Source organism: Streptomyces sp. NPDC127092, assembly GCF_042722475.1.
GTDB lineage: Bacteria > Actinomycetota > Actinomycetes > Streptomycetales > Streptomycetaceae > Streptomyces.
Window position 1 is genome coordinate 15,867 of the sequence record NZ_JBHXFE010000025.1, and the last position, 18,390, is coordinate 34,256.

The window sequence follows — 18,390 nt, forward strand, 5'->3', positions numbered from 1 at the left end:
CATCCGCTTGTTCTTTGTCATATCGCCGGGCCCAGCGGTGCGCGGGGACATGCGTGAAGGGGGGCACCCGGCACGGGTGCCCCCCTTCACGTGCGTGCCGCGACCGCTAGGCACTCAGCAATTCGTCTGCCACTCCGCGGTGTTGCCCGAGCGCCGCGATCGCGTAGGCGATCGAGCAGAGCGTGACGTGCCGGTGCCAGCCTCCGTAGCAGCGCCCCTCGAAGTCCTTCAGCCCCACACGGCCGCCGATCTCCTCCATGTCGTTCTCGACACGGCGCAGGAGCCGCCCCAACTCCAGCACCTCTCCGGGCGAGGCCGCGAAGAGGTTGGTCAGCCAGAGTTCGCCGGCAGTCGCCTGCGAGTCGGCCCAGGCGGCCACCATGGCCAACGGGGTGCGAAGGGCACGGCGGCCCGGGTCACGCAGGACGACGGGCACGCGTGCCGCCAGGGGCTGCGGCTCCCCCTCCGGTGCCCGCTCCGCCCACCGGACGGGCAGCGCGGCGGGCCGGGCTCCCTGCGCGATGCGCCACGCCCCCGGACCACGCCGCTCGCCCCCGGCCGACGGCGCGTCGGCCGGGGCGAGCGGGGCCGACTCCCGGATGCGGACCACGAACGGAAGGCCGGCCTCGCGCATGCCGTCGACGAGACCGACCAGGTCCTCGATCTGCCGGGCGTCCACGACGACGGGCCGAGGGCGCGACACCCAGCCGTCGACCGTCCGCCGGACGGCGTCGAGGACGGCCCTGTCGGCATCCACCTCGGCCAGACCGTCGGGGATCTCGGCCCGCCTGCGCCGCTCGCCGTCCGCCACCCATCCCGGCGGCAGCAGCAGATGCCAGTCCACGGGCGCGCTTGCCGCGTCGCCGACGCACCAGACCCCGTACGCCTGCTGGCTGTTGGCCATGCGCCCCAAGGAGGCCACGTACGACTCCTGCACGCCGACGCTGTGCCGCCCCAGCTTCGGGATGGCGAGGGGATGCACCACCCACGCCTTCGGCACCAGGGCCTGCTCCACGAAGCGGCCCAGGTCCCGGCGGACCGGGGACCAGTCCCACGACGACTTGCTGATGAAGTGGTGCACGCTCTGCTCGGCGGCGCCCCCGCCGGCCACGGCCGCGATGGCCCGCATGGTCTTGCGGCCCTGGACCCTGAGCAGCCCCTCGACGTACCTCTCCCCCTTCGCGCGCTGGTCACGGCGGGGCAGCGACGCGAGCAGCCTGCCCGCGACCTCCCGCGCCACCCCGTCACGACCGGCGAGTTCCCCCGAGCCTCTCGACCGCCTGACGCGCATCCCGTTCACATCCCCCTCCACGGTTCCACCCGACTTTCGCGGCCACCGTATATCAAAGATCAGATACATGTAAGACTTCTTATGGTCTCCTGGTCCGCGCGGCGACCGGACAGCCCGAGGGCCCGCGTCCCGGAGACGGGATGCGGGCCCTCTGCTTGCGTGCGTGTCAGTCCTGCGGCTTCGCGTGCACGACGGGGAAGTCGATCTCGATCTCCGCGACGTGGTTGAAGTAGTTCGTCAGGATGTTGAGCACGATGGACACGACGAGGTCGACGACCTCCTTGTCGCCGTAGCCGGCGGCGCGCAGCGCGTCGAGCTCCGCGTCCGAGACGTGACCGCGGTTGCTCAGCACGGACTTGGTGAAGGTCAGCACCGCCTGGTGGGCGGCGTCCTCGGACTTGGCCTCCCGCGCCGCGGCGATCTCCGACTCCGGCAGCTTCGCCGCGTTGGCCGCGATGTACGTGTGGGCGGACAGGCAGTAGTCGCAGCCGTTGTGCTCGGCCGTGGTCAGGGCGACCCGCTCACGGACCGGGGCCGGGAGGCCCGCGCCCACGGCGCCGGAGAGCGCCAGGTACGCCTTCAGCACGGCGGGAGAGTTCGCGAGCGCCTTGGCCAGGTTGGGAACGGTGCCCATGCCCTTCTGCACGGTGTCGAGAGCGTCCTTGAAGTCGCCCTGGGCGTCGGCGGGCTGGATCAGCTGAACCCTGCTCATGATGGTGGTCCTTTCGGAACTGTGTACGGGATAAGGGAATCCCCGGGTGGCGCGGCGACGGCAGGATGGTCCGGCCGCGGACCGCGCCCGCAGGGACGTCTGGGGGTGCGGGATGCGCGCGCCGGCTAGCGCGCGGCTGTCCCGGCGGTGAGGGGAGCCTCCATGGGCTCCGGCGCCGTAGCGGGCTCCTGCACCGGGGCGGGCTCCTGCACCGGGGCGGGCTCGGCGGGGGCGCCCGCCACCGGCCCGGCGGCCGTCTCCGGAGCCGGAACCGGCGACGAAGACGGAGCCGCGGTCGCGACGGCGAGGCAGGCGGCGATGAGGACGATGTTCTTGATGATGTACTGGCCGTCCATCGTCGGAACGAGGGGCGCGGTGGACCACGCCTCGTCGGCGAGGAGGACGAGTGTCGAGAACACTCCGAGCATGTGCACGAAGAAGACGGCGAGTGCCAGACGCAGCAGGACGCCGGTGACGAGGCCGAGACCGATGGCCACTTCCATGGTGGCCAGCAGGGGCCGCGACACCTCCGGTGGCACGGTGTCGAAGGTCATGACACTCATGGCGTGGATCGCGATGTCCTCGGCCGGGCTCATGGCGGGCGAGAACTTCAGCACGCCGAACCAGAGGAAGAGGACACCGACGCTGATCCTGAGGACGGCGGAGCTGCGGCGGCGGTAGGCGGCGGCGAACGACGACCATGCGGCGCGTATGCGTGTGGTGATTCCTGCGGTGCGGGACATGGGGCGGACCTCCTATCTCCCGGTGGCTACGGGGAGTTCGTCCGTTCTCGAGGTCTTCGGGGCGGAGCCGGCGGCCTTGGCGGCCTGGCGGCGGCTGTAGAGGTTGGAGGCGACCAGGGCGCCGATGACCAGGCAGATGCCGGCGATCTCCGGGCCGGTCGGTACGTGGCCGAGGAATGCCTGGACGATGAAGGCGGTGACCGGCACGAGGTTGATGAACAGCGCGCCGTTGGCCGGGCCGAGGGTGCGCAGGGCCGTGAACCAGCCGAGCATCGCGATCACGCTCGCCGGGATCGCCATGTAGAGGATCTGCCACCAGGACGCGGTGTAGTCGCTCGGCGCGGCGTCCGGAATCCAGCCCAGCACATCGGCGAACGCGGTGATGACGACGATGCTCACGGTGCCGAGGAGGCAGGTGATCGAGGTGTACCGCAGGGGTGACCAGTCCGGGAAGTTCGCCGCCGCTCCGGTGCTGTAGACGACCCAGCAAGCCGCGCCGACGAGGGTGAGCAGTCCGCCGAAGCCGACGCCACCGGTCGCGACGCTGACGGGGTTGCCGTTGCCCAGGACGAGCGCCACGCCGAGCAGGGCGACGGCGACGAACAGCAGGGTGGCCGCGCGGGGGCGCTGCCGGCTGCGCGCCCAGATGGCGAGGACGGTGAGCGCGGGCATGGTGGCCACGACGAGGGCCGAACTCTGGGACGGGATGGTCTGCAGGCCGACGTACACGAACAGGTTGAACCCGGCGAAGCCGATGGTTCCGAGCCACCACAGCCTGAGGAGCCTGCCGTCGAAGCTCAGCGCGCTCAGCCCTTCCTTCATCGCGAGCAGGACGACGAACACGAGTGCCGCGACGACGAACCGGGCGGAGACGAGGTGATAGGGGTCGAGGTGGTCGAACCCGGATTTGGCGACGGCGAACATGCCTCCGCCGGCGACCGCGTTGATGACACCGCCGGCGACGCCGCCGGCCGTCTTGGACCTGGCCACGTCAGATCCTTCCTGCGTTGGAGGGTGGGGTGGAGTTCAGGGGAGGGTGGTGAATTCCTGGAAGGCGGGCTGCCGCAGCTTGAGCTGGGCGTGGATGTCCCCGCCGAGGCCGAACCAGCCGATGGCGCCGCCATAGTTCTGCTGGTAGCTCATGAAGAGCACGACGATGTTGACGATGCGGTTCGCACCGGGTGTCCCGGGCGCGGGGAAGGGGTTCGGCATGACGGCCTGGTACGTGGCCCGGCCGCTGTCGTCGGTGACGAAGACGTTGGGCACGCCGAGCGGCCCGGGGCGGGTCGGACCGGCCGGGTCCAGGTCGCGCTCGCGCAGCGACATGATCGTGTAGACACTGTTCGGGATCAGCGCGTCGAACTCGAAGAAGAACCTCGCGGCACGCTCGTCCGGCGTCAGCGCGACCTCCAGGCGCCCCTGGGCCGTGACCCATTGCCCGAGGGTGACGGGCGAGGTGAGCTTGGGCCCGTCCTCCGGCCGCAGGTCGGGAATGGGCACCTGGTGGAACGGGTGGCTGGGCCGCCGTGTCCGATCGGCCCCCGGGCACTGTTCGGGGGCGAAGACCATCGGGTAGTTGGCGCAGGGCAGGGGCAGCGGCAGCGTGTGGAGCACACGGTCGCGGTCCTCCCGGCTGAGTGCCGCCGGGTCGAGCGGAAGCTCCTTGACGATGGTGTAGGGGTGGTTCTCCCCGAACGGCGGGACCGGGCTGTCGGCGGCGACGAGGGCCGCGCCCCATTCCGATCGTGTCCGTCCAGCGTCACCGGCCCTGTTGACGCGGCCGATCACGATGAAGTTGCCGTGCTGGTCCATCACTTCGCTGGGCGGGTACGTGGGGCCCTGGGTGGTGAGACTGAGTTCGTAGTCGCGGACGTGACCCATGAGTGGCCTCACTTCCTGCTCGGTGTCGCGGATTCGATCGGCGTGCCGGTCGCGACGTCGTCGCCGCCGGCAGCCGCTGGGCGGGTGGTGAAGAAGGCGAGCAGGATGGCGGCGGCCACGGCGACGCAGGCCGTGGCGACCACTCCGGTCCATCCCTGTCCGCGCCACACGGGGCCCAGGGCCATCGTCGAGAGGCTTCCGGCGCAGAGGCAGGTGAGCATGTAACTCGACGAGGCGCTCCCCCGGTTCTGCTCGGGCACGGCCTGCGAGAGCAGGACGAGCACGGCGGGCTGGCAGGAGAACACCCCGAGGAAGACCAGCAGCAGCCCGCAGGCGACCAGCGGTGTGCTGGGAGCGAAAGCCAGGACGAGGATGCCGGCGAGTGCGGTGGGCAGTGCGCTGAGGACGACCGTCCGGGCGCCCACCCGGGAGACCATCGCCCCTGACAGGGGTGCCCCGAAGAGCGCCCCCAGGCCGATGGCGCTGACCAGGCCGATCGCGGACGCCCCCAGTCCGAACGGAGGATCGGCGAGCCGGTACGTGAGGAACGTGACGGCTCCCAGGTATCCGAAGAACAGCAGGGCTCCCACGAGGAGCAGGCGGACGACCCGGCCCTGCCCGAACATCCGCAGCGCCTGACCGTACGACCGCAGCGCGGTGGTGTGCGTGGCGTTCGGTTCGGTGCGGGGCAGCGCGAGGAGCGCCGCCAGGCATGCGGCGTTGAGCAGCGCGATGAGCAGGATCGCGCTCCGCCAGCCGAGCCAGCCCGCCACGATCCCCGTGGCGGAACGGCCGACGGTAATCCCCGCCACCGACGCGGCGATCACGACGCCGAAGTACGCGCCGGCCTTGCCCGGCGGGGCGATGCGCGGCATGAGTGCCAGGGTCGCCGCTGGGATCGCCGCCGCGGCCACGCCGGCCGCCGCCAGTTCCGCGATGAACACCCCGAACGTCTGCGCCCGGGAGGCCGCCACCAGGAGGACGACCAGGGCGACCGTCCCCCACAGGGCGAGCGATCTCGCCTGGAAGCGGTCCGAGAGGGGACCGAAGACGAAGAACGACAGGGAGTACGCCAGGCTCACGAAGAAGAACGAGAGGCGGGCGTCCACCGGGTCGACCCCGAGCGTCCGCGCGATCTGCGGGAAGATCGGCGGCGTCATGTAGACCGTGGCGACGACCAGGCAGGTGGACACGGCCCCGATGACCGGCGCCCGGACCGACGAGGAAGCTTCAGACCGGTTCAGCGCCGGCATGTCCTTCTCTCCTTGACGATGTGACGGGTCGACGGTCAGGCTTCGGCGTCGACGCGGACGTAGATCTTGGTGTAGAGGCCTCGCTCGCCGCCGGTGATGTAGCGGTCGCCGGCCTGGCGGACGATCTCCTGGTAGCGCTCATCGGTGAAGACCGCCGTGTAGGCGTCGGGCTCGGCGTTGAAACCGGAGACGAACATGACGCCGGGCTCGGTGCTCAGGACCGAGTGGTAGGCGAGGAAGGCCTCGACCTCGTCCGCACCGCGGACCACGTCGAAGATCGTCTGGTCCCGCCACTCCCGGTACGCCTCGAAGACCGGAGGCTTCACCTCGACGTGACGCATCTGGATGTACGCGGTGTCAGGGATCAGGTCGTCGGTGTTCTTGGGCGCCTCGACGAACTCGAGGACCTGCCGGCGGAAGTCACCCGCGAGAACCGGGGTCAGCTCCGTCCACAGCTTCTGCCACTGGTCACGCAGGCCGGCGACGGCGTCGAGGCCGGCGACCGGCAGTAGCTCCAGGAGCGTGTCGCCGTCCATCGCCCGGTACAGCGAGCGGCCCGGGGCGGGGTGGGCGGCATTGTGCTTGCGCCACGTCTCTATCGCGGTGTCGACGGAGTCCTCCAGGACGGGGACCTCGGTCACCACAAGGGTCTCGGCAGGCATGACGGCTCCTTCGTTCAGCACAGGAAGACTATAAGAGATCTGATGCTTGGCAGAGACCATAGCAACATGCGAGACCTGTCAACAAGCAGGCATCTCAAAGTTCGGTGACATCAGACATCCACCCAACAGTCCGATGCCATATGACCTTTGACAGATATAAGAGATCTGACCTATACAGGGCTGACGTGCCTCGCTGCCCCATGGAGCACGCCGCGGCCCTCGTACGCCGTCGAACCCTCATCGAGCGCAGACCCAACGGAGTGGCTTCCCATGACGACCGTTTCGATCGACCCGACACGCACGGACACGACCATGAGCCCGCAGCCGCAGGAGCTCTCCTTCGAGCGCACCATCGACCGCGAGCTGGTCCACCGCGACAGCCTGGGCGAGGTCTTCGTCACCGACCTCCGGCGTGGCTCCGACCCGGGCAGCTACCTGGCAGCCGCCCAGCTTCCCCGCTCACACGCGTACTACGGCGACCACATGCTCCGCCCGCACGCCTACGACCCGATCCTCCTGCTGGAGGCCGCCCGCCAGGCCGCCCTCGCCGGCGCCCACGCCTTCTTCGACGTACCGCGCAGCCACAAGTTCATCCTCACGCACCTGCGCATCCACCTGGCCCACCCGGAACTGACCACGGTCGGCGGCTCGGCCTTCCCGGTCCGCATGGACATCCGCACGGGCAACATCAAGCTGCGCGAGAACCGCACGGTGGGCCTGGACTACGAAGTCAGGCTTTCCATCGGCGACGTGATGATCGGTCAGGCCTCGGTCGGGCTGCGCTTCAAGAGTCCGGAGAGCTACACCCGGCTGCGCACGAGCAACCGCAACGGCCGCGCCCTGCCCTCCTCGGCCTCCCCCATCGGTCAGATCACCGGAACGCTGGTGGACCCGACCCTGGTCGGCCGCTGCTCCCCGGAGAACGTCGTCCTGCTCGACGCCGAGTCGTGCGACGCGATGGCCACCGCCACGCTGCACGTACCGGGCGGGCACCCGAGCATGTTCGACCACCCGCAGGACCACATTCCCGGCATGGTCCTGGCCGAGGCCGCCCGCCAGCTCGCCCTGTACACCGCCCTGGACATGTGCGGGATATCGGCCGCCCGCACCCTGCTCACCGACCTGAGCGTCACGTTCACCAAGTTCGGCGAGCTCGACGAGAAGACGACCATGAGCGCCTTCATCGAGAGCCGCCGCGGCGAGGACCAGGACGTGTACTACACCCAGGGAGGACCGCTCCAGAGCGACTCCCTGACGTCGCGGGACCTCGCGGAGCAGATCGTCGTCAACCTCACCGCCCTCCAGGGCGGCGAACCGATCAGCAAGTTCAGCCTCTCCCTCGGCCGGCTCCAGGGCCGCTGATCACCCGCCCGCCGCAGCCCGAGACGAGAGCCCGAGACGAGAGAGGCCCCCATGACCCAGCGCGCCGCCGCCTTCTTCGACGTGGACGAGACCCTCATCAGGGTCAAGAGCATGTTCCGGTTCTTCGAGTTCTACCTCCGGCTTCGGGGCGAACCGGAGTCCACGTACGCCCGGCTGTACGGCGAACTCAGGTCGGCGGCCCGCCTGGGCATGCCGCGCGAGTCGATCAACCGCGCGTACTACCGCTTCTACGACGGCGAGGAAGTGCGGCAGGTCCGGGCCGCCGGGCTCGTGTGGTTCGAGCACGAACTCGAGGAAGGGCTCTTCCACCAGGATGTCGTGGAAGAGCTGCACCGTCACAAGGAGGCGGGTGACCGGGTCCTGCTCGTCTCCGGTTCCTTCTTCGCCTGCCTGGACCCGATCGCCGCCCGGCTGGGCGCCGACCGCGCCTTCGGCAGCCGGCCGCTGATCCGCCGGGGCCAGTTCACCGGCGACGTTCTCACGCCGATGATCGGCGCGGCGAAGGGAGCGGTGGTACGGGCCTCCGGCGCCGTCGCCGGCATCGACCTGACCGTCTCGTCGGCCTACGGCGACCACATCAGCGACCTCGACATGCTGCGCGCGGTCGGCCGGCCGGTGGCCGTCGGCGAGGACGCCGTGCTCGCCGACCACGCCGCGCGCCACGGCTGGCGAAGGCTCGCGCTCGCCGGCGTCCACTAATCAGTCGTCCCTGCCGCTCGCCCGTCGCGGCGAGCGGCACGTCCGGAGGAGAAGATCGTGCCCCCTATCGGCATCGTCAGCACCGGCTCGTACGTCCCGAGCACCGTCGTCACCAACGAGGAGATCGCCGGCAACGCCGGTGTCACCGCCGAGTGGATCGTCCGCAAGACCGGCATACACGAGCGGCGCAGAGCCGCCGACCACGAAGCGACGTCCGACCTGGCGGCGCACGCCGCCCGTAACGCCCTCGCCCAGGCCGGGCTGCACCCGGAGCAGCTGTCCTACATCGTGCTCGCCACGTCCACGCCCGACCACCCGCAGCCGGCCACCGCCAGCATCGTGCAGGGCCTGATCGGTGCGACGAACGCCGCCGCGTTCGACGTCAACGCGGTCTGCAGCGGCTTCGTCTACGCGCTGACGGTCGCCGAGCGGCTCCTCGCCGGTGGTCGGCAGTTCGGTCTGGTCATCGGCGTGGACATCTACTCCCGCATCCTCGACTACACCGACCGCAAGACGTGCATCCTCTTCGGCGACGGCGCCGGCGCGGTCGTCCTCGGCCCCGCCGAACAAGGACAGGGACAGGGGCAGGGACAGGGCATCCTGGAGACGGGCCTGATCACCCACGGCGACCAGCACCGCCTCATCAGCGTTCCCGCGGGAGGCAGCCGCATCCCGCCCTCGACCGAGAGCGTCGAGGCCGGACAGCACTTCTTCCGCATGGACGGCCGCGGCGTCCGCGGCTTCGTCCACGAGAACCTTCCCGCCGCACTCCACCGGCTGCTGGACCAGGCCGGCGTCTCCGCCGACGAGGTCGATCACTTCATTCCCCACCAGGCCAACGGCGTGATGCTCCACGAGGTCTGGCCCGAACTCGGCCTCGACCGGGCCGAACTGCACCTCGCACTCAAGCGCTACGGCAACACCGGCAGCGGATCGGTTCCCATCACGCTCGACCTCGTCCACCGCCAGGGTCTCCTCGCGGAGGGCGACGTCGTCCTCCTCACCGGCTTCGGCGGCGGCATGAACGTCGGCTCCGCGCTCCTCCGCTGGGGAGCCACCGCCTGCGCCGCCCCTGCCCGGAGGACCGAGCGCCTGTCGCTCGCCGGCTGACCACGGAAGGATGCCGACCACCATGGCAGACCAGAACGCACCGGCCGACGGCCCCACCGCAGCCGACGGCCCCGGCCTCCACGGCCTCCACTTCTCCGGCGAGCCGGTGGCCGCCTGGGCGGTCGGGGCCGGCGAGAACGCCTTCGCCTCGCTGGCCCGGGCCTCCCTCCTGCGTGACTACGCGAGATGGGGATTCACCGGCACCCCGGCGACGCACCACGAGACATCCGAAGAGGCGGACCTTCCAGGAACCGCCGCCTAGAACACACACGACGGCGCCCCGGGCACATGACGTGCTCCGGGGCGCCGTGTGTTCCTGGATCCGCCTCTTCAGGTGAGGCCATGACGTCAGGCCGGCAAGACGGCCACGGTCAAGGTCAGGGCTGAGGGTGAACCCCTGAACGGCACCGGCCGTTCGTGGGGTTCACTCAGCCGCGCTTGACGGTGAAGGAGCACCAGGCCGTCCAGGCGGAGGACGTGTCGCCGTCCTTCACGCGGACGCGCCAGCGGTAGGCGCCGTCGGTGAAGGTGCCCTCCGGCACCTCGAGAGCGGCGTCGTGGCTCGTTTCGCTGGTGAGTTGCCGGTGGAGCACGGGCTGACCGGCGGCGGTGTCGATCTCGAAGGTCACCTTCCGGCGCGGGCCCGGCCGGGCCGGCTCGACGGTGCCCGGCGGGGCGACCGCCTCCAAGGTGGCGCCGAAGGTCGGGGAACCTGTGGTGACGACCGGGTCGCCGTCGCGGGCGCCGCAGAACTGGGAGCCCGCGTAGGGGCCGTTGGAGATGCGCGGCGCCTGGGGGACCGGCAGCAGCCGGTCGTCGGCCGCAGCTGCCGCGGGGGCCTGCTCGGGCGAGGCGGCGGCGAGGGCGAGCGGGGTGGCGACGGCGCCGAGGGTGCACGCCGTGACCAGGAGGATCGTGGCCCGGCGGCCCTTGCGGGGCCGGCCCTTGACGGAGTGGTTCCGCACACGCATGTCGCGCCTCACTTCACGTAGAGGATGTGGTCGGGCTCGGGCGCCTGCACCTGGGTGCACTGGTACGAGGTCCAGCGGTGCTCGGCGACGAGGCGCTTGCCGACCTCCTGGCATCCGGTGAGGTTGTGCAGCGTCTCGTACGCGGTCCAGTTCGCGGCCGTGTTCGGCTTCAGTTTGTTCGCTGCGACGTACGCGCCGGCGTTGCCACCGGCGGCCAGGCCGTCGGTACCGTCCCAGCGGTAGTGGACTCCGAGCCACACCCGGGCGATCGCGTTCTCGGTGGCGGCCGCGGAGATCGAGGTGAACGTCCGGGTGACGCCCTTCGCGTTCGGGTCCTCGGTGGTCGCGGTCCAGGTGATCCGGTCGGTGCCGAACCACGCCTGGGTCACCTTCGACCAGGCGCCCGCGAAGGTGGCGTGGCCCGAGACGTAGGCGGGGAACGCAGGTGTGAAGTGCCCGCCCTCGCGGTTCTGGGAGAGCGGCTGCCAGTCGGCGTCCGCCGCCGTGTTCGCGTTCCCGTCGCCGTCGAGGTTGATCGCGCTCACCGGCCGCCACAGGTCGATGTCGGTCTGGTACTTCTGGTCCCAGGCGACGACGGCAGCATCCGCCATGGCGAAGGCGGTGAGGGCGAAGAGCTTGGCGTTGCCGGAGACGGTCGTGCCGTGCTGCCTGGAGAGGATCTGGGTGTGCTCGAAGAGCTGGCCCGGCGGCTTGTAGGTCATGTCCAGGTCGTTGGCCCAGAACAGCGCCGCCTGGGTCTGGTCGGCGGTGCGCGCGGTGGACTCCGAGCCGCCCAGGAGCTTCACGTCGTTGACCTGGTCGGCGTAGGTCTGGCTCGTGAGCAGGCTGCTCATCTGCGTCTGTCCGCCGGGGCCGGAGGAGCGGAACTGGCTGCCGGACAGGATGCCGAAGGGCTTGACCAGACCCCACTGCGGGGTGGCACCGTCGCCGGTGCCCGTGGGGCGCCAGTAGCCGGGCTGCGTCGAGCCCGTGTACGGGCCGATGGCCGCCGAGCCGTCGCCCTGACGCGCGTTGATCATCGCGGCGGCGGCCTTCTGGCCGACCTCCGTGCCGGCGGCGCGCTGGGCGGCGGTGACGGCTGCCGGGATGGTCTCGCGGGCGGCGGCGATGTCCGCGTCGAAGTTCTGCCCCGGGTACACCGAGCGCAGGACGTCGAAGGCCGCGTGGTCGATGGCGCTGTTCACGTCGGGCACCGCGCCGTTGGAGGCGGTGGCCTTCACCAGGTACGGGTCGCCGAGGCACTTGAGGGCGCCTTCGGCGCAGCGGGCGGAGTTGGCGGCGTCGTAGATCGCGCCGTGCATCATCGCGCCCGCGCGGGCGAGCGGGCCGGGAGCGCCTCCGGCCTGGATGAAGGCCTTCTGGAGGATGTCGTTCCAGTAGACGACGTGGTCCTTGACCGGGTCCGCGGGGGTCTCGTAGGTGACGAGGACCGAGGGCGCGGTGCTGGTCTGGGCGGACGCGAAGATCTTGAACGCCGTGACGTCGCTCTCGTCGGTGGCGCGCAGACCGACGGTGTCGACGGTGTTCGTGGTCTTCGACCACTGCTTCACCAGCGGGGTGATGTCCTCGGATATCCAGCGCGGGCCGCAGTTCGTGTGGCCGTGCGTCTGCGTGGAGGAGGTCACCTTGGAGCGCCAGGCGGGCTGGCTGCCCCAGCGGGTGGCGGCGGAGGCGTTGCCGGTGTCCCAGATCTCCCAGGAGCGCGGCTCGCAGTTGTCGGACCAGGTCGCGTAGAGGTTCAGCTCCGCGTTGAGGATGTCCTGGCCGGTGACGGCGGGGTTCCGGGGGAAGTTGACGAAGGAGCGGGCCTCGCCCTTCTGCCACTCGCGCCCGACCCGCAGGTCGACTCCGGCGGAGAAGTCGGCGGTGTCGCCGTTGCGGACGTAGGTGTCGAAGTCGGTGCCGAAGTAGACGGCCGGGTCGATGGTGACCGGGTAGCGGGTGGCTTCGTCGGCCAGGAACTCCCGGTCGGTCGTGACGGTGAGGTCGAAGCCGTGCGCGCGCTCGGTGACATCGAGGTCGACGCGGGCGGTGCGGGCGCCGGGAGCGTTCTCGCCGCCGGCTCCGGCATCCCACATGTACGGGGTGGAACCGCGCCCGACCGTGGCACCGGTGCGGGAATCGGTCAGGGTGAGCGTCTCGTCCTCGCCCTGGCGGGCCTTCAGCCCCTGGGAACGGACGGGCAGCGTCAGAGCTGCCGCGCGCTCGGCGGCCTGCCGGTCGGCGACCACCAGATACTGCTCGAAGCCGGTACGGGTGGCCTCGAGGACGAGGTCCGTGCCCGGCATGACGTTCTCGTACGTCGCCTTCGAGCCGCTCAGCCGCGGCTCGGGCAGTGCGCCCTTCCAGCCGAGGGCCAGCTCCTGCTCGCCGCGCCCCAGGACGGCGAGGTCGCCGCCGGCGGCTCCGGTGCGCCCGGCAAGACGCAGGCCCCGCGGGTGGGCCTTGGGACGGACCGTGCCGTCGGCGTTCTTCACGAGCGTGAGGTCGACGCCGACCCAGCGGCCGTTCTCCCGGTAGCGCACGGGACCGGCGAAGGACTCCACGGACATGGTGCCGTCGGGGTTCGCCCACAGGGTCGTGCTCTCGGTACGGGCACCGACGACCTCGATCCGCCGGCCCTGGGCCTGGGCGGTGAGCCTCGCGTTCACCTCCTCGCGGGAGGTCGGGGAGGGCGTCGCGGCGGAGGTCTTCGTGACCTTCGTGCCCGGGGATGCCGCTGCCGGGGACGCGGGGCCGAGCGCCAGCACGCCCGCCGGGGCGAGGAGGGCCAGAGCGAGAGGCAGGGCCAGGGCCCCGGCCCGGCCGCGCCGAGCCGGTCCGAGGGACCGGCCGGTGGTTCTGTGCACGCTGTACTCCTTCTGATCAAGAGGAAACAGACGCGCGGCAGCCTGACAGCCGTGATCTTGCTGTGTCCACGCCGTGTCTCACGGTGACGGTGTGATGATGTCGGCGGCGGAACCCGGAACTCCCCTGCCGCTGGCGGACGTTGGCGGGGGACATCCCGAACACCTGGCTCGTACGGTGTCAGGTGCGGACGATCTCCGCGGCACCGAACGAGACGCCGAAGCGGTCCGGGCGCACACCGGCGCCGGGCCCGAGCGTCCGAGCGGTGTCATCCGCGAGCAATCCCCTACCCCAGTCGCGCCGAATCCAGGGTGAAAGGGACGAAATGTCCGGACGCGACCCGGCCCGAGCCGGTGAACCTCCCCGGAAGGGGATGCATCGCGATGACAAGCAAGCGCTCAACCCGTCTCACCACCCTCGCGGCTCTGCCCGCCGCCCTCACTCTCGCCGTGGCAGCTCCGGCCCTGGCCCATGACGGAAACGACGGGAGCCCCCGAACGCAGCACGGCCGGAGCTACCAGGTCGATCTTCGGCAGCTGAACGACTCCGGGGCCCGCGGAACCGCGCAGCTCAGCCTGCAGGGCCGCCAGCTCACCGTGAAGATCGACGCCCAGGGCCTGGTACCCGGCCAGCCCCACGCCCAGCACATCCACGGCTCCACCACCGGGCACGACTTCACCTGCCCCGACGCCAGTGCCGACAAGAACGGCGACGGCATCGTCACCACCGCCGAAGGACTGCCCGCCTACGGAGACATCAACATCTCCCTCACCACCAGGGGCGACACGACCAAGGCCAGCGGACTGGCCGTCGACCGGATGCCGGTCGCGGACAAGAACGGCAACCTGTCCTACTCCCGCACGATCACCGTCTCCCAGGCCGTCGCCGACAACATCACCTACCTGCACGTCGTCCAGCACGGCATCGACCCCAACGGCAACGGGATGTACGACTTCGGCAAGGGCAAGAGCGAACTCGACCCCAAGCTGCCCCAGGAAGCCACCGCACCGGCAAGCTGCGGCACGATCGAAGGCCACGCCGGCAGCTCCATGAACCACGACTAGTCCCCACGGGCGACGACGCGTGCTCCTTGGACCGCGGCAACGCCTCCCCACCACGGCGGCCCCGGCGTCCCGACGCCGAGGCCGGTCGCCGCGTACGCGGGACACGCCGTCAGGCGGCTTGTCCTCGTAAGTCCGTTGTGCCTGCCCCACCCTCTGAGGTGTACGACGACATGGGAGACGAGGTGGGCGTGACAGGGCCGATGCCGCAGCCGCCGTCCGTTCGCGTGCCTCCGGTGCTGTCGACGGCACACCGGTGGGGACGCGCGGCCGCGTGTGCTTCGGCCGGCGTGCTGCTGCTGGTCCTGTCGCTCTGCGGGTGCGTGAGCTCTTCGCGCACCGACACGGACTACCGGAACAAGGCGGCGAACTCGGCGGAGGCGGTCCGCTCCTCGGTCGAGACGGCACGTCTGCTGGTTCGCGCCGTCGACGCCGGCAAGTCGCCTGGTCCCTATACCTCGCGGACGCTCTCCCAGCTCGAAGGCGCGGTGGGCAGCGTCAGTACGCAGTTCGGCTCCGTACAGCCGCCGACCCGGGAGTCCGTCCGGCTCCGCACCGGCCTGATCGATCTGCTCGACGAGGTGGAGAGCGTGCTGAGCGAGTTGCGGATCGCCGCACGTCAGGGGCGGTTGCAGGCGCTCCCCCGGCTGGCCGAGCCCCTGCCGGGGCTTTCCGAACGCCTTCGGCGCTTCCAGGAGCTGGTGCCGACGTGAAGCGGGTACTGTCGCTGCTGCTGGGCGTGTTCACCGCCATGGGCGGATTCATGGACATCGGCGACCTCGTCACCGACGCCCTGGTCGGGGCTCGCTTCGGGCTGGGGCTGGCGTGGGTGACCGTGGTCGCCGTGATCGGCATCGCCCTCTACTCCGAGATGGCCGGCCGGATCGCCGTGGTCACCGGCCGCACGGTCTTCGACCTGATCCGGGAACGTACCGGGGCCCGCATGGGGCTGAGCACCGTGATCGCCTCCTACCTCGTCAACGCCCTCGCGCTGATCGCGGAGCTGTGCGGTGTCGCGCTGGCGATCGAACTGCTCGCCGATGTCCACTACCTGCTGTGGGTGCCGCCCGTCGCGTTCCTCGCCTGGCTGGTGGTGTGGCGGTTGCCGTTCGCCTACATGGAACGGCTCTACGGGCTCCTCGGCCTGGCGCTGTTCGTCTTCGTCGCCGCCGTGTGGTGGTTCGGCCCCGACTGGGGTGCCATGTGGCACGACGCCACCCACCCCACCGTCCCGCAGGGGGAGGGCCACGCCACGTACTTCTTCTACGCCCTGGTCCTGCTGGGTGCGCAGATGAACCCGTACGAGGTGTTCTTCTTCGCCTCGGGCGCCGTGGAGCACCGCTGGCGTGCCCGCAACCTCCTCGAAGTACGGGTGAACGCCTGGCTGGGCTACCCCGTGGGCGGCATTCTCGCCGTGGGCATCCAGGCGACGGCGTACCTGGTGCTCCGACCGGCCGGCATCCAGGTGGAACAACTGAGCCAGACAGTACTGCCCGTCCTTCTCGCCTTCGGCCAGGTGGGGTTCGCCCTGGCCGTTCTCGGGATCGTGGCGTCCGTGTTCGGGGCGACCCTGGAAACACTGCTGTCGTCGAGCTACACCGTCGCCCATCACTTCGGCTGGACCTGGGGCAAGGAGACGCAGCCCGCCAGAGCCGCGCGCTTCCACACCCTCCTGCTGGTGACACTGCTCGGCGCGACGGTGGTGGCCCTGACCACCGTCGACCCCGTCACGGTGACGATCTACGCCGTGTACCTCGCGGTCATGGTCCTGCCGCTGACCTTTCTGCCCATCCTGGTCGTCGCCAACGACCGGCGCTATCTCGGCGAGCGGGTCAACGGCCGCCTGAGCAACGCGCTCGGCACGGTGTACCTCGTCGTCGTGACCGTGGGTGCCGTGGCGGCTCTCCCCCTCCTGATCGCAACCAAGGCAGGCGCATGACCGTGCACACGCTCGATGTCGGACTCGACCTCCTGGACCGCCAGGTCCTCGACCGCGACGGAAGGTTGCTCGGCAAGGTCGACGACCTTCGCTTCGACGACCCCGGGGGCGACTCGGCGCCGGAACTGGCGGCCCTGCTGATCGGGCAGCGTGCCTTCGGACAGCGCCTGGGAGGCCGCCTGGGCCGATGGTGGGTGGCAGTGGCCGGCCGCGCGGCCGGGCGTGCCAGGCCGGTGGAAGTGTCCTTCCGGCACGTGCGGGAACTCGGCCCGGCCGTCGAGCTCGACGTACGTGCCGAGAGCCTGCCCGGCCTCGGCCGTGCCGAACGCCTGCTCAGCCGCGGTTTCATCGGCAGGATCCCGGGGGCCCACCGTGAGGGCCGGTGACCTGCTGAACGCCGAAGTCGTCGACGAGGACGGCCGACACCTCGGGAAGGTCCACGACCTGTGCGTCGCGCGCCCCTCGGACTCCTCACCCTGGCAACTGCACGCGGTCGTGGTGGGGTCCACGGGCCTGGCGCACCGCTTCGGTTACGCCACCGGGGAGGTCCGCGGGCCGGCCGCGCTGACCAAGGCCGCGAACTGGCTGATCCGCCGGCGGCAGATCATCCCGTGGTCCCGCGTCATCTCCCACGGCCAGGGCAGGATCACCGTCCGCTCATCGGACCGGGGCAGGGAGGAGCCGTGACCGAGGGCCTTGTCGTGTTCTTCGCCTGGCTGGAACTCCTTGCCCTGGTCGGCCTGCTGGTCTGGCTCGTCACCCGCCGCCCACCCGGAGGCTAGACCGGCTCTGCAGCCACGCCTCAGGTACCACTGCCCAGGCATCGCCCCGGGCCTTGCGCGCCCTTCACCACAGACGGCCACGCAGAAAGGCGCACCCGACCAGAACGGCCGCCCGCGTCGGTGCGCTGTCGGCGAGGGCGTGCAACGCCACGAAGTCGTGGATCGTGCCGAGGAACCGCACGGACAGTGCGTCGACCCCCGCCTCGGTCAGCCTCCGCGCGTACTCCTCGCCCTCGTCGCGGGCCACGTCGGCCTCGGCGGTGACGACCAGGGCGGGCGGCAGGCCCGCCAGCTCCTCCGGGCGGGCGCGCAGGGGTGCCGCCGTGGCTTCGGTCCGCCGGGCCGGGTCGGGGACGTACCGCGCCCAGTAGGTGCGGAGCGCCCGGCGGGTCAGCAGGTAGCCGCTGTCGAACTGCCGTTGCGAGGGGCTGTCGCAGCGGGCGTCGGTGAGCGGGTAGTAGAGCAGCTGCGCGTCGATCCGCGGCCCGTGGCGCTTCTTCGCCAGCATCGTCACGGCCGTCGCCAGCGTGGCGCCGGCGCAGTCCCCCGCCACCGCCAGCCGGTCGGGGTCGAGGGTGAGTTCGTCGGCGCGCGAGACCACCCAGGTCAGCAGGGCGTAGCACTCTTCCAGGGCGACGGGGTAGCGGGCCTCCGGGGCGCGGCTGTACTCGGGGACCACGGCGCACACCCCCGCGCCGGTGACGAGTTCGCTGATGAGACGGGCGTGGGTCTGGGCGTCGCCGAGCGCCCACCGGCCGCCGTGCAGGTACAGGAGGGCCGGGAGCGGGCCGGGGGCCCCGGCCGGGCGGACGGTCCAGAAGCCGAGCAGCCGGGAGGGACCGACCGGTGCCACGTGGAATTCCGCGTCCACGTCGAAGTCCTCGAACCGGTCGGCCTGGGTCTCCCGCAGCGCCCGCCGCGCCGCGGCCGGCCCGAGGTCGTCGAGAGCGGGCGGTGCGGCGGAGGCGCTGACCAGGCGCTGTACCACGGGGTCGAGGGTCACGGCCGTGTCCGGTGGCCCGTGCCTCATGGACT

At 70.9% G+C, this 18,390-nt stretch carries 18 protein-coding genes and 1 pseudogene; 9 read left to right on the forward strand and 10 right to left on the reverse strand.

What is annotated here, in order from left to right; all coding sequences use genetic code 11:
* Positions 1-106: 106 nt before the first annotated feature.
* From ACFWJO_RS21255 to ACFWJO_RS21285, 7 genes are all read right to left on the reverse strand, one after another.
* Positions 107-1,291, reverse strand: a complete 1,185-nt coding sequence (locus tag ACFWJO_RS21255) for an IS701 family transposase (RefSeq protein ID WP_386867422.1) — start codon at positions 1,289-1,291, stop codon at positions 107-109.
* A gap of 166 nt (positions 1,292-1,457) precedes the next feature.
* A complete protein-coding gene (locus ACFWJO_RS21260; RefSeq protein WP_386867281.1) occupies positions 1,458-2,003 on the reverse strand; it encodes a carboxymuconolactone decarboxylase family protein in 546 nt (181 codons plus the stop codon).
* Positions 2,004-2,128: 125 nt separating this feature from the next.
* A complete protein-coding gene (locus tag ACFWJO_RS21265; RefSeq protein WP_386867283.1) occupies positions 2,129-2,746 on the reverse strand; it encodes a DoxX family membrane protein in 618 nt (205 codons plus the stop codon).
* Positions 2,747-2,758: 12 nt separating this feature from the next.
* Positions 2,759-3,736: a DMT family transporter gene (locus ACFWJO_RS21270; RefSeq protein WP_386867284.1), complete on the reverse strand. Its 978-nt coding sequence runs from the start codon at positions 3,734-3,736 to the stop codon at positions 2,759-2,761.
* A gap of 36 nt (positions 3,737-3,772) precedes the next feature.
* The gene (locus tag ACFWJO_RS21275; protein WP_386867286.1) at positions 3,773-4,627 is read right to left on the reverse strand and encodes a hypothetical protein; all 855 of its coding nucleotides are present in this window, start codon (positions 4,625-4,627) and stop codon (positions 3,773-3,775) included.
* Between the two features lie 8 nt (positions 4,628-4,635).
* Complete coding sequence (locus ACFWJO_RS21280; protein WP_386867287.1) at positions 4,636-5,880, reverse strand: MFS transporter; 1,245 nt, start codon at positions 5,878-5,880, stop codon at positions 4,636-4,638.
* Positions 5,881-5,915: 35 nt separating this feature from the next.
* Complete coding sequence (locus ACFWJO_RS21285; RefSeq protein WP_386867289.1) at positions 5,916-6,542, reverse strand: hypothetical protein; 627 nt, start codon at positions 6,540-6,542, stop codon at positions 5,916-5,918.
* Positions 6,543-6,812: 270 nt separating this feature from the next.
* Between ACFWJO_RS21285 and ACFWJO_RS21290 the strand changes: the two genes are divergently transcribed.
* Genes ACFWJO_RS21290 through ACFWJO_RS21305 form a run of 4 tightly spaced genes read left to right on the forward strand, consistent with a single transcriptional unit; the run spans position 6,813 to position 9,996 of the window.
* On the forward strand, positions 6,813-7,904 hold the full coding sequence (locus ACFWJO_RS21290; RefSeq protein ID WP_386867291.1) for a ScbA/BarX family gamma-butyrolactone biosynthesis protein: 1,092 nt from the start codon (positions 6,813-6,815) through the stop codon (positions 7,902-7,904).
* Between the two features lie 51 nt (positions 7,905-7,955).
* Positions 7,956-8,624, forward strand: a complete 669-nt coding sequence (locus ACFWJO_RS21295; protein WP_386867292.1) for an HAD family hydrolase — start codon at positions 7,956-7,958, stop codon at positions 8,622-8,624.
* A gap of 57 nt (positions 8,625-8,681) precedes the next feature.
* Positions 8,682-9,734, forward strand: a complete 1,053-nt coding sequence (locus tag ACFWJO_RS21300; RefSeq protein WP_386867294.1) for a 3-oxoacyl-ACP synthase III family protein — start codon at positions 8,682-8,684, stop codon at positions 9,732-9,734.
* A 22-nt stretch (positions 9,735-9,756) separates the two neighbouring features.
* The gene (locus tag ACFWJO_RS21305) at positions 9,757-9,996 is read left to right on the forward strand and encodes a hypothetical protein (RefSeq protein WP_386867296.1); all 240 of its coding nucleotides are present in this window, start codon (positions 9,757-9,759) and stop codon (positions 9,994-9,996) included.
* 166 nt (positions 9,997-10,162) lie between these two features.
* On the opposite strand, the gene ACFWJO_RS21310 is transcribed toward ACFWJO_RS21305, so the two are convergent.
* Both ACFWJO_RS21310 and ACFWJO_RS21315 read right to left on the reverse strand, forming a co-directional pair.
* On the reverse strand, positions 10,163-10,705 hold the full coding sequence (locus ACFWJO_RS21310; protein WP_386867298.1) for a hypothetical protein: 543 nt from the start codon (positions 10,703-10,705) through the stop codon (positions 10,163-10,165).
* A gap of 8 nt (positions 10,706-10,713) precedes the next feature.
* Positions 10,714-13,575, reverse strand: a complete 2,862-nt coding sequence (locus ACFWJO_RS21315) for a DNRLRE domain-containing protein (RefSeq protein ID WP_386867300.1) — start codon at positions 13,573-13,575, stop codon at positions 10,714-10,716.
* Positions 13,576-13,956: 381 nt separating this feature from the next.
* Here ACFWJO_RS21315 and ACFWJO_RS21320 point away from each other — a divergent pair.
* The 5 genes and pseudogenes from ACFWJO_RS21320 to ACFWJO_RS21340 form a co-directional block, all read left to right on the forward strand.
* Positions 13,957-14,625, forward strand: a pseudogene (locus ACFWJO_RS21320) (hypothetical protein); the annotation flags it as partial.
* A gap of 182 nt (positions 14,626-14,807) precedes the next feature.
* On the forward strand, positions 14,808-15,347 hold the full coding sequence (locus tag ACFWJO_RS21325) for a hypothetical protein (protein ID WP_386867302.1): 540 nt from the start codon (positions 14,808-14,810) through the stop codon (positions 15,345-15,347).
* Complete coding sequence (locus ACFWJO_RS21330) at positions 15,344-16,573, forward strand: NRAMP family divalent metal transporter (RefSeq protein ID WP_386867304.1); 1,230 nt, start codon at positions 15,344-15,346, stop codon at positions 16,571-16,573. The genes ACFWJO_RS21325 and ACFWJO_RS21330 overlap by 4 nt, the downstream gene beginning before the upstream one ends.
* Complete coding sequence (locus tag ACFWJO_RS21335; protein ID WP_386867306.1) at positions 16,570-16,959, forward strand: hypothetical protein; 390 nt, start codon at positions 16,570-16,572, stop codon at positions 16,957-16,959. The genes ACFWJO_RS21330 and ACFWJO_RS21335 overlap by 4 nt, the downstream gene beginning before the upstream one ends.
* Positions 16,946-17,260 carry a PRC-barrel domain-containing protein gene (locus ACFWJO_RS21340; protein ID WP_386867308.1) on the forward strand — a complete coding sequence of 105 codons (315 nt, stop codon included), beginning with the start codon at positions 16,946-16,948 and terminating at the stop codon, positions 17,258-17,260. The genes ACFWJO_RS21335 and ACFWJO_RS21340 overlap by 14 nt, the downstream gene beginning before the upstream one ends.
* 159 nt (positions 17,261-17,419) lie before the next feature.
* On the opposite strand, the gene ACFWJO_RS21345 is transcribed toward ACFWJO_RS21340, so the two are convergent.
* Positions 17,420-18,385 (reverse strand): alpha/beta hydrolase, encoded by a 966-nt coding sequence (locus tag ACFWJO_RS21345; RefSeq protein WP_386867310.1) that lies wholly within the window; start codon positions 18,383-18,385, stop codon positions 17,420-17,422.
* Between the last annotated feature and the right edge of the window lie 5 nt (positions 18,386-18,390).

What these genes read in the sequence shown, in the direction of transcription:
- ACFWJO_RS21255 (WP_386867422.1), bottom strand. Translation starts at nt 1,291, where the DNA reads ATGCGCGTCAGGCGGTCGAGAGGCTCGGGGGAACTCGCCGGTCGTGAC.
- ACFWJO_RS21260 (WP_386867281.1), bottom strand. Translation starts at nt 2,003, where the DNA reads ATGAGCAGGGTTCAGCTGATCCAGCCCGCCGACGCCCAGGGCGACTTC.
- ACFWJO_RS21265 (WP_386867283.1), bottom strand. Translation starts at nt 2,746, where the DNA reads ATGTCCCGCACCGCAGGAATCACCACACGCATACGCGCCGCATGGTCG.
- ACFWJO_RS21275 (WP_386867286.1), bottom strand. Translation starts at nt 4,627, where the DNA reads ATGGGTCACGTCCGCGACTACGAACTCAGTCTCACCACCCAGGGCCCC.
- ACFWJO_RS21280 (WP_386867287.1), bottom strand. Translation starts at nt 5,880, where the DNA reads ATGCCGGCGCTGAACCGGTCTGAAGCTTCCTCGTCGGTCCGGGCGCCG.
- ACFWJO_RS21285 (WP_386867289.1), bottom strand. Translation starts at nt 6,542, where the DNA reads ATGCCTGCCGAGACCCTTGTGGTGACCGAGGTCCCCGTCCTGGAGGAC.
- ACFWJO_RS21290 (WP_386867291.1), top strand. Translation starts at nt 6,813, where the DNA reads ATGACGACCGTTTCGATCGACCCGACACGCACGGACACGACCATGAGC.
- ACFWJO_RS21295 (WP_386867292.1), top strand. Translation starts at nt 7,956, where the DNA reads ATGACCCAGCGCGCCGCCGCCTTCTTCGACGTGGACGAGACCCTCATC.
- ACFWJO_RS21305 (WP_386867296.1), top strand. Translation starts at nt 9,757, where the DNA reads ATGGCAGACCAGAACGCACCGGCCGACGGCCCCACCGCAGCCGACGGC.
- ACFWJO_RS21310 (WP_386867298.1), bottom strand. Translation starts at nt 10,705, where the DNA reads ATGCGTGTGCGGAACCACTCCGTCAAGGGCCGGCCCCGCAAGGGCCGC.
- ACFWJO_RS21325 (WP_386867302.1), top strand. Translation starts at nt 14,808, where the DNA reads ATGGGAGACGAGGTGGGCGTGACAGGGCCGATGCCGCAGCCGCCGTCC.
- ACFWJO_RS21335 (WP_386867306.1), top strand. Translation starts at nt 16,570, where the DNA reads ATGACCGTGCACACGCTCGATGTCGGACTCGACCTCCTGGACCGCCAG.
- ACFWJO_RS21345 (WP_386867310.1), bottom strand. Translation starts at nt 18,385, where the DNA reads ATGAGGCACGGGCCACCGGACACGGCCGTGACCCTCGACCCCGTGGTA.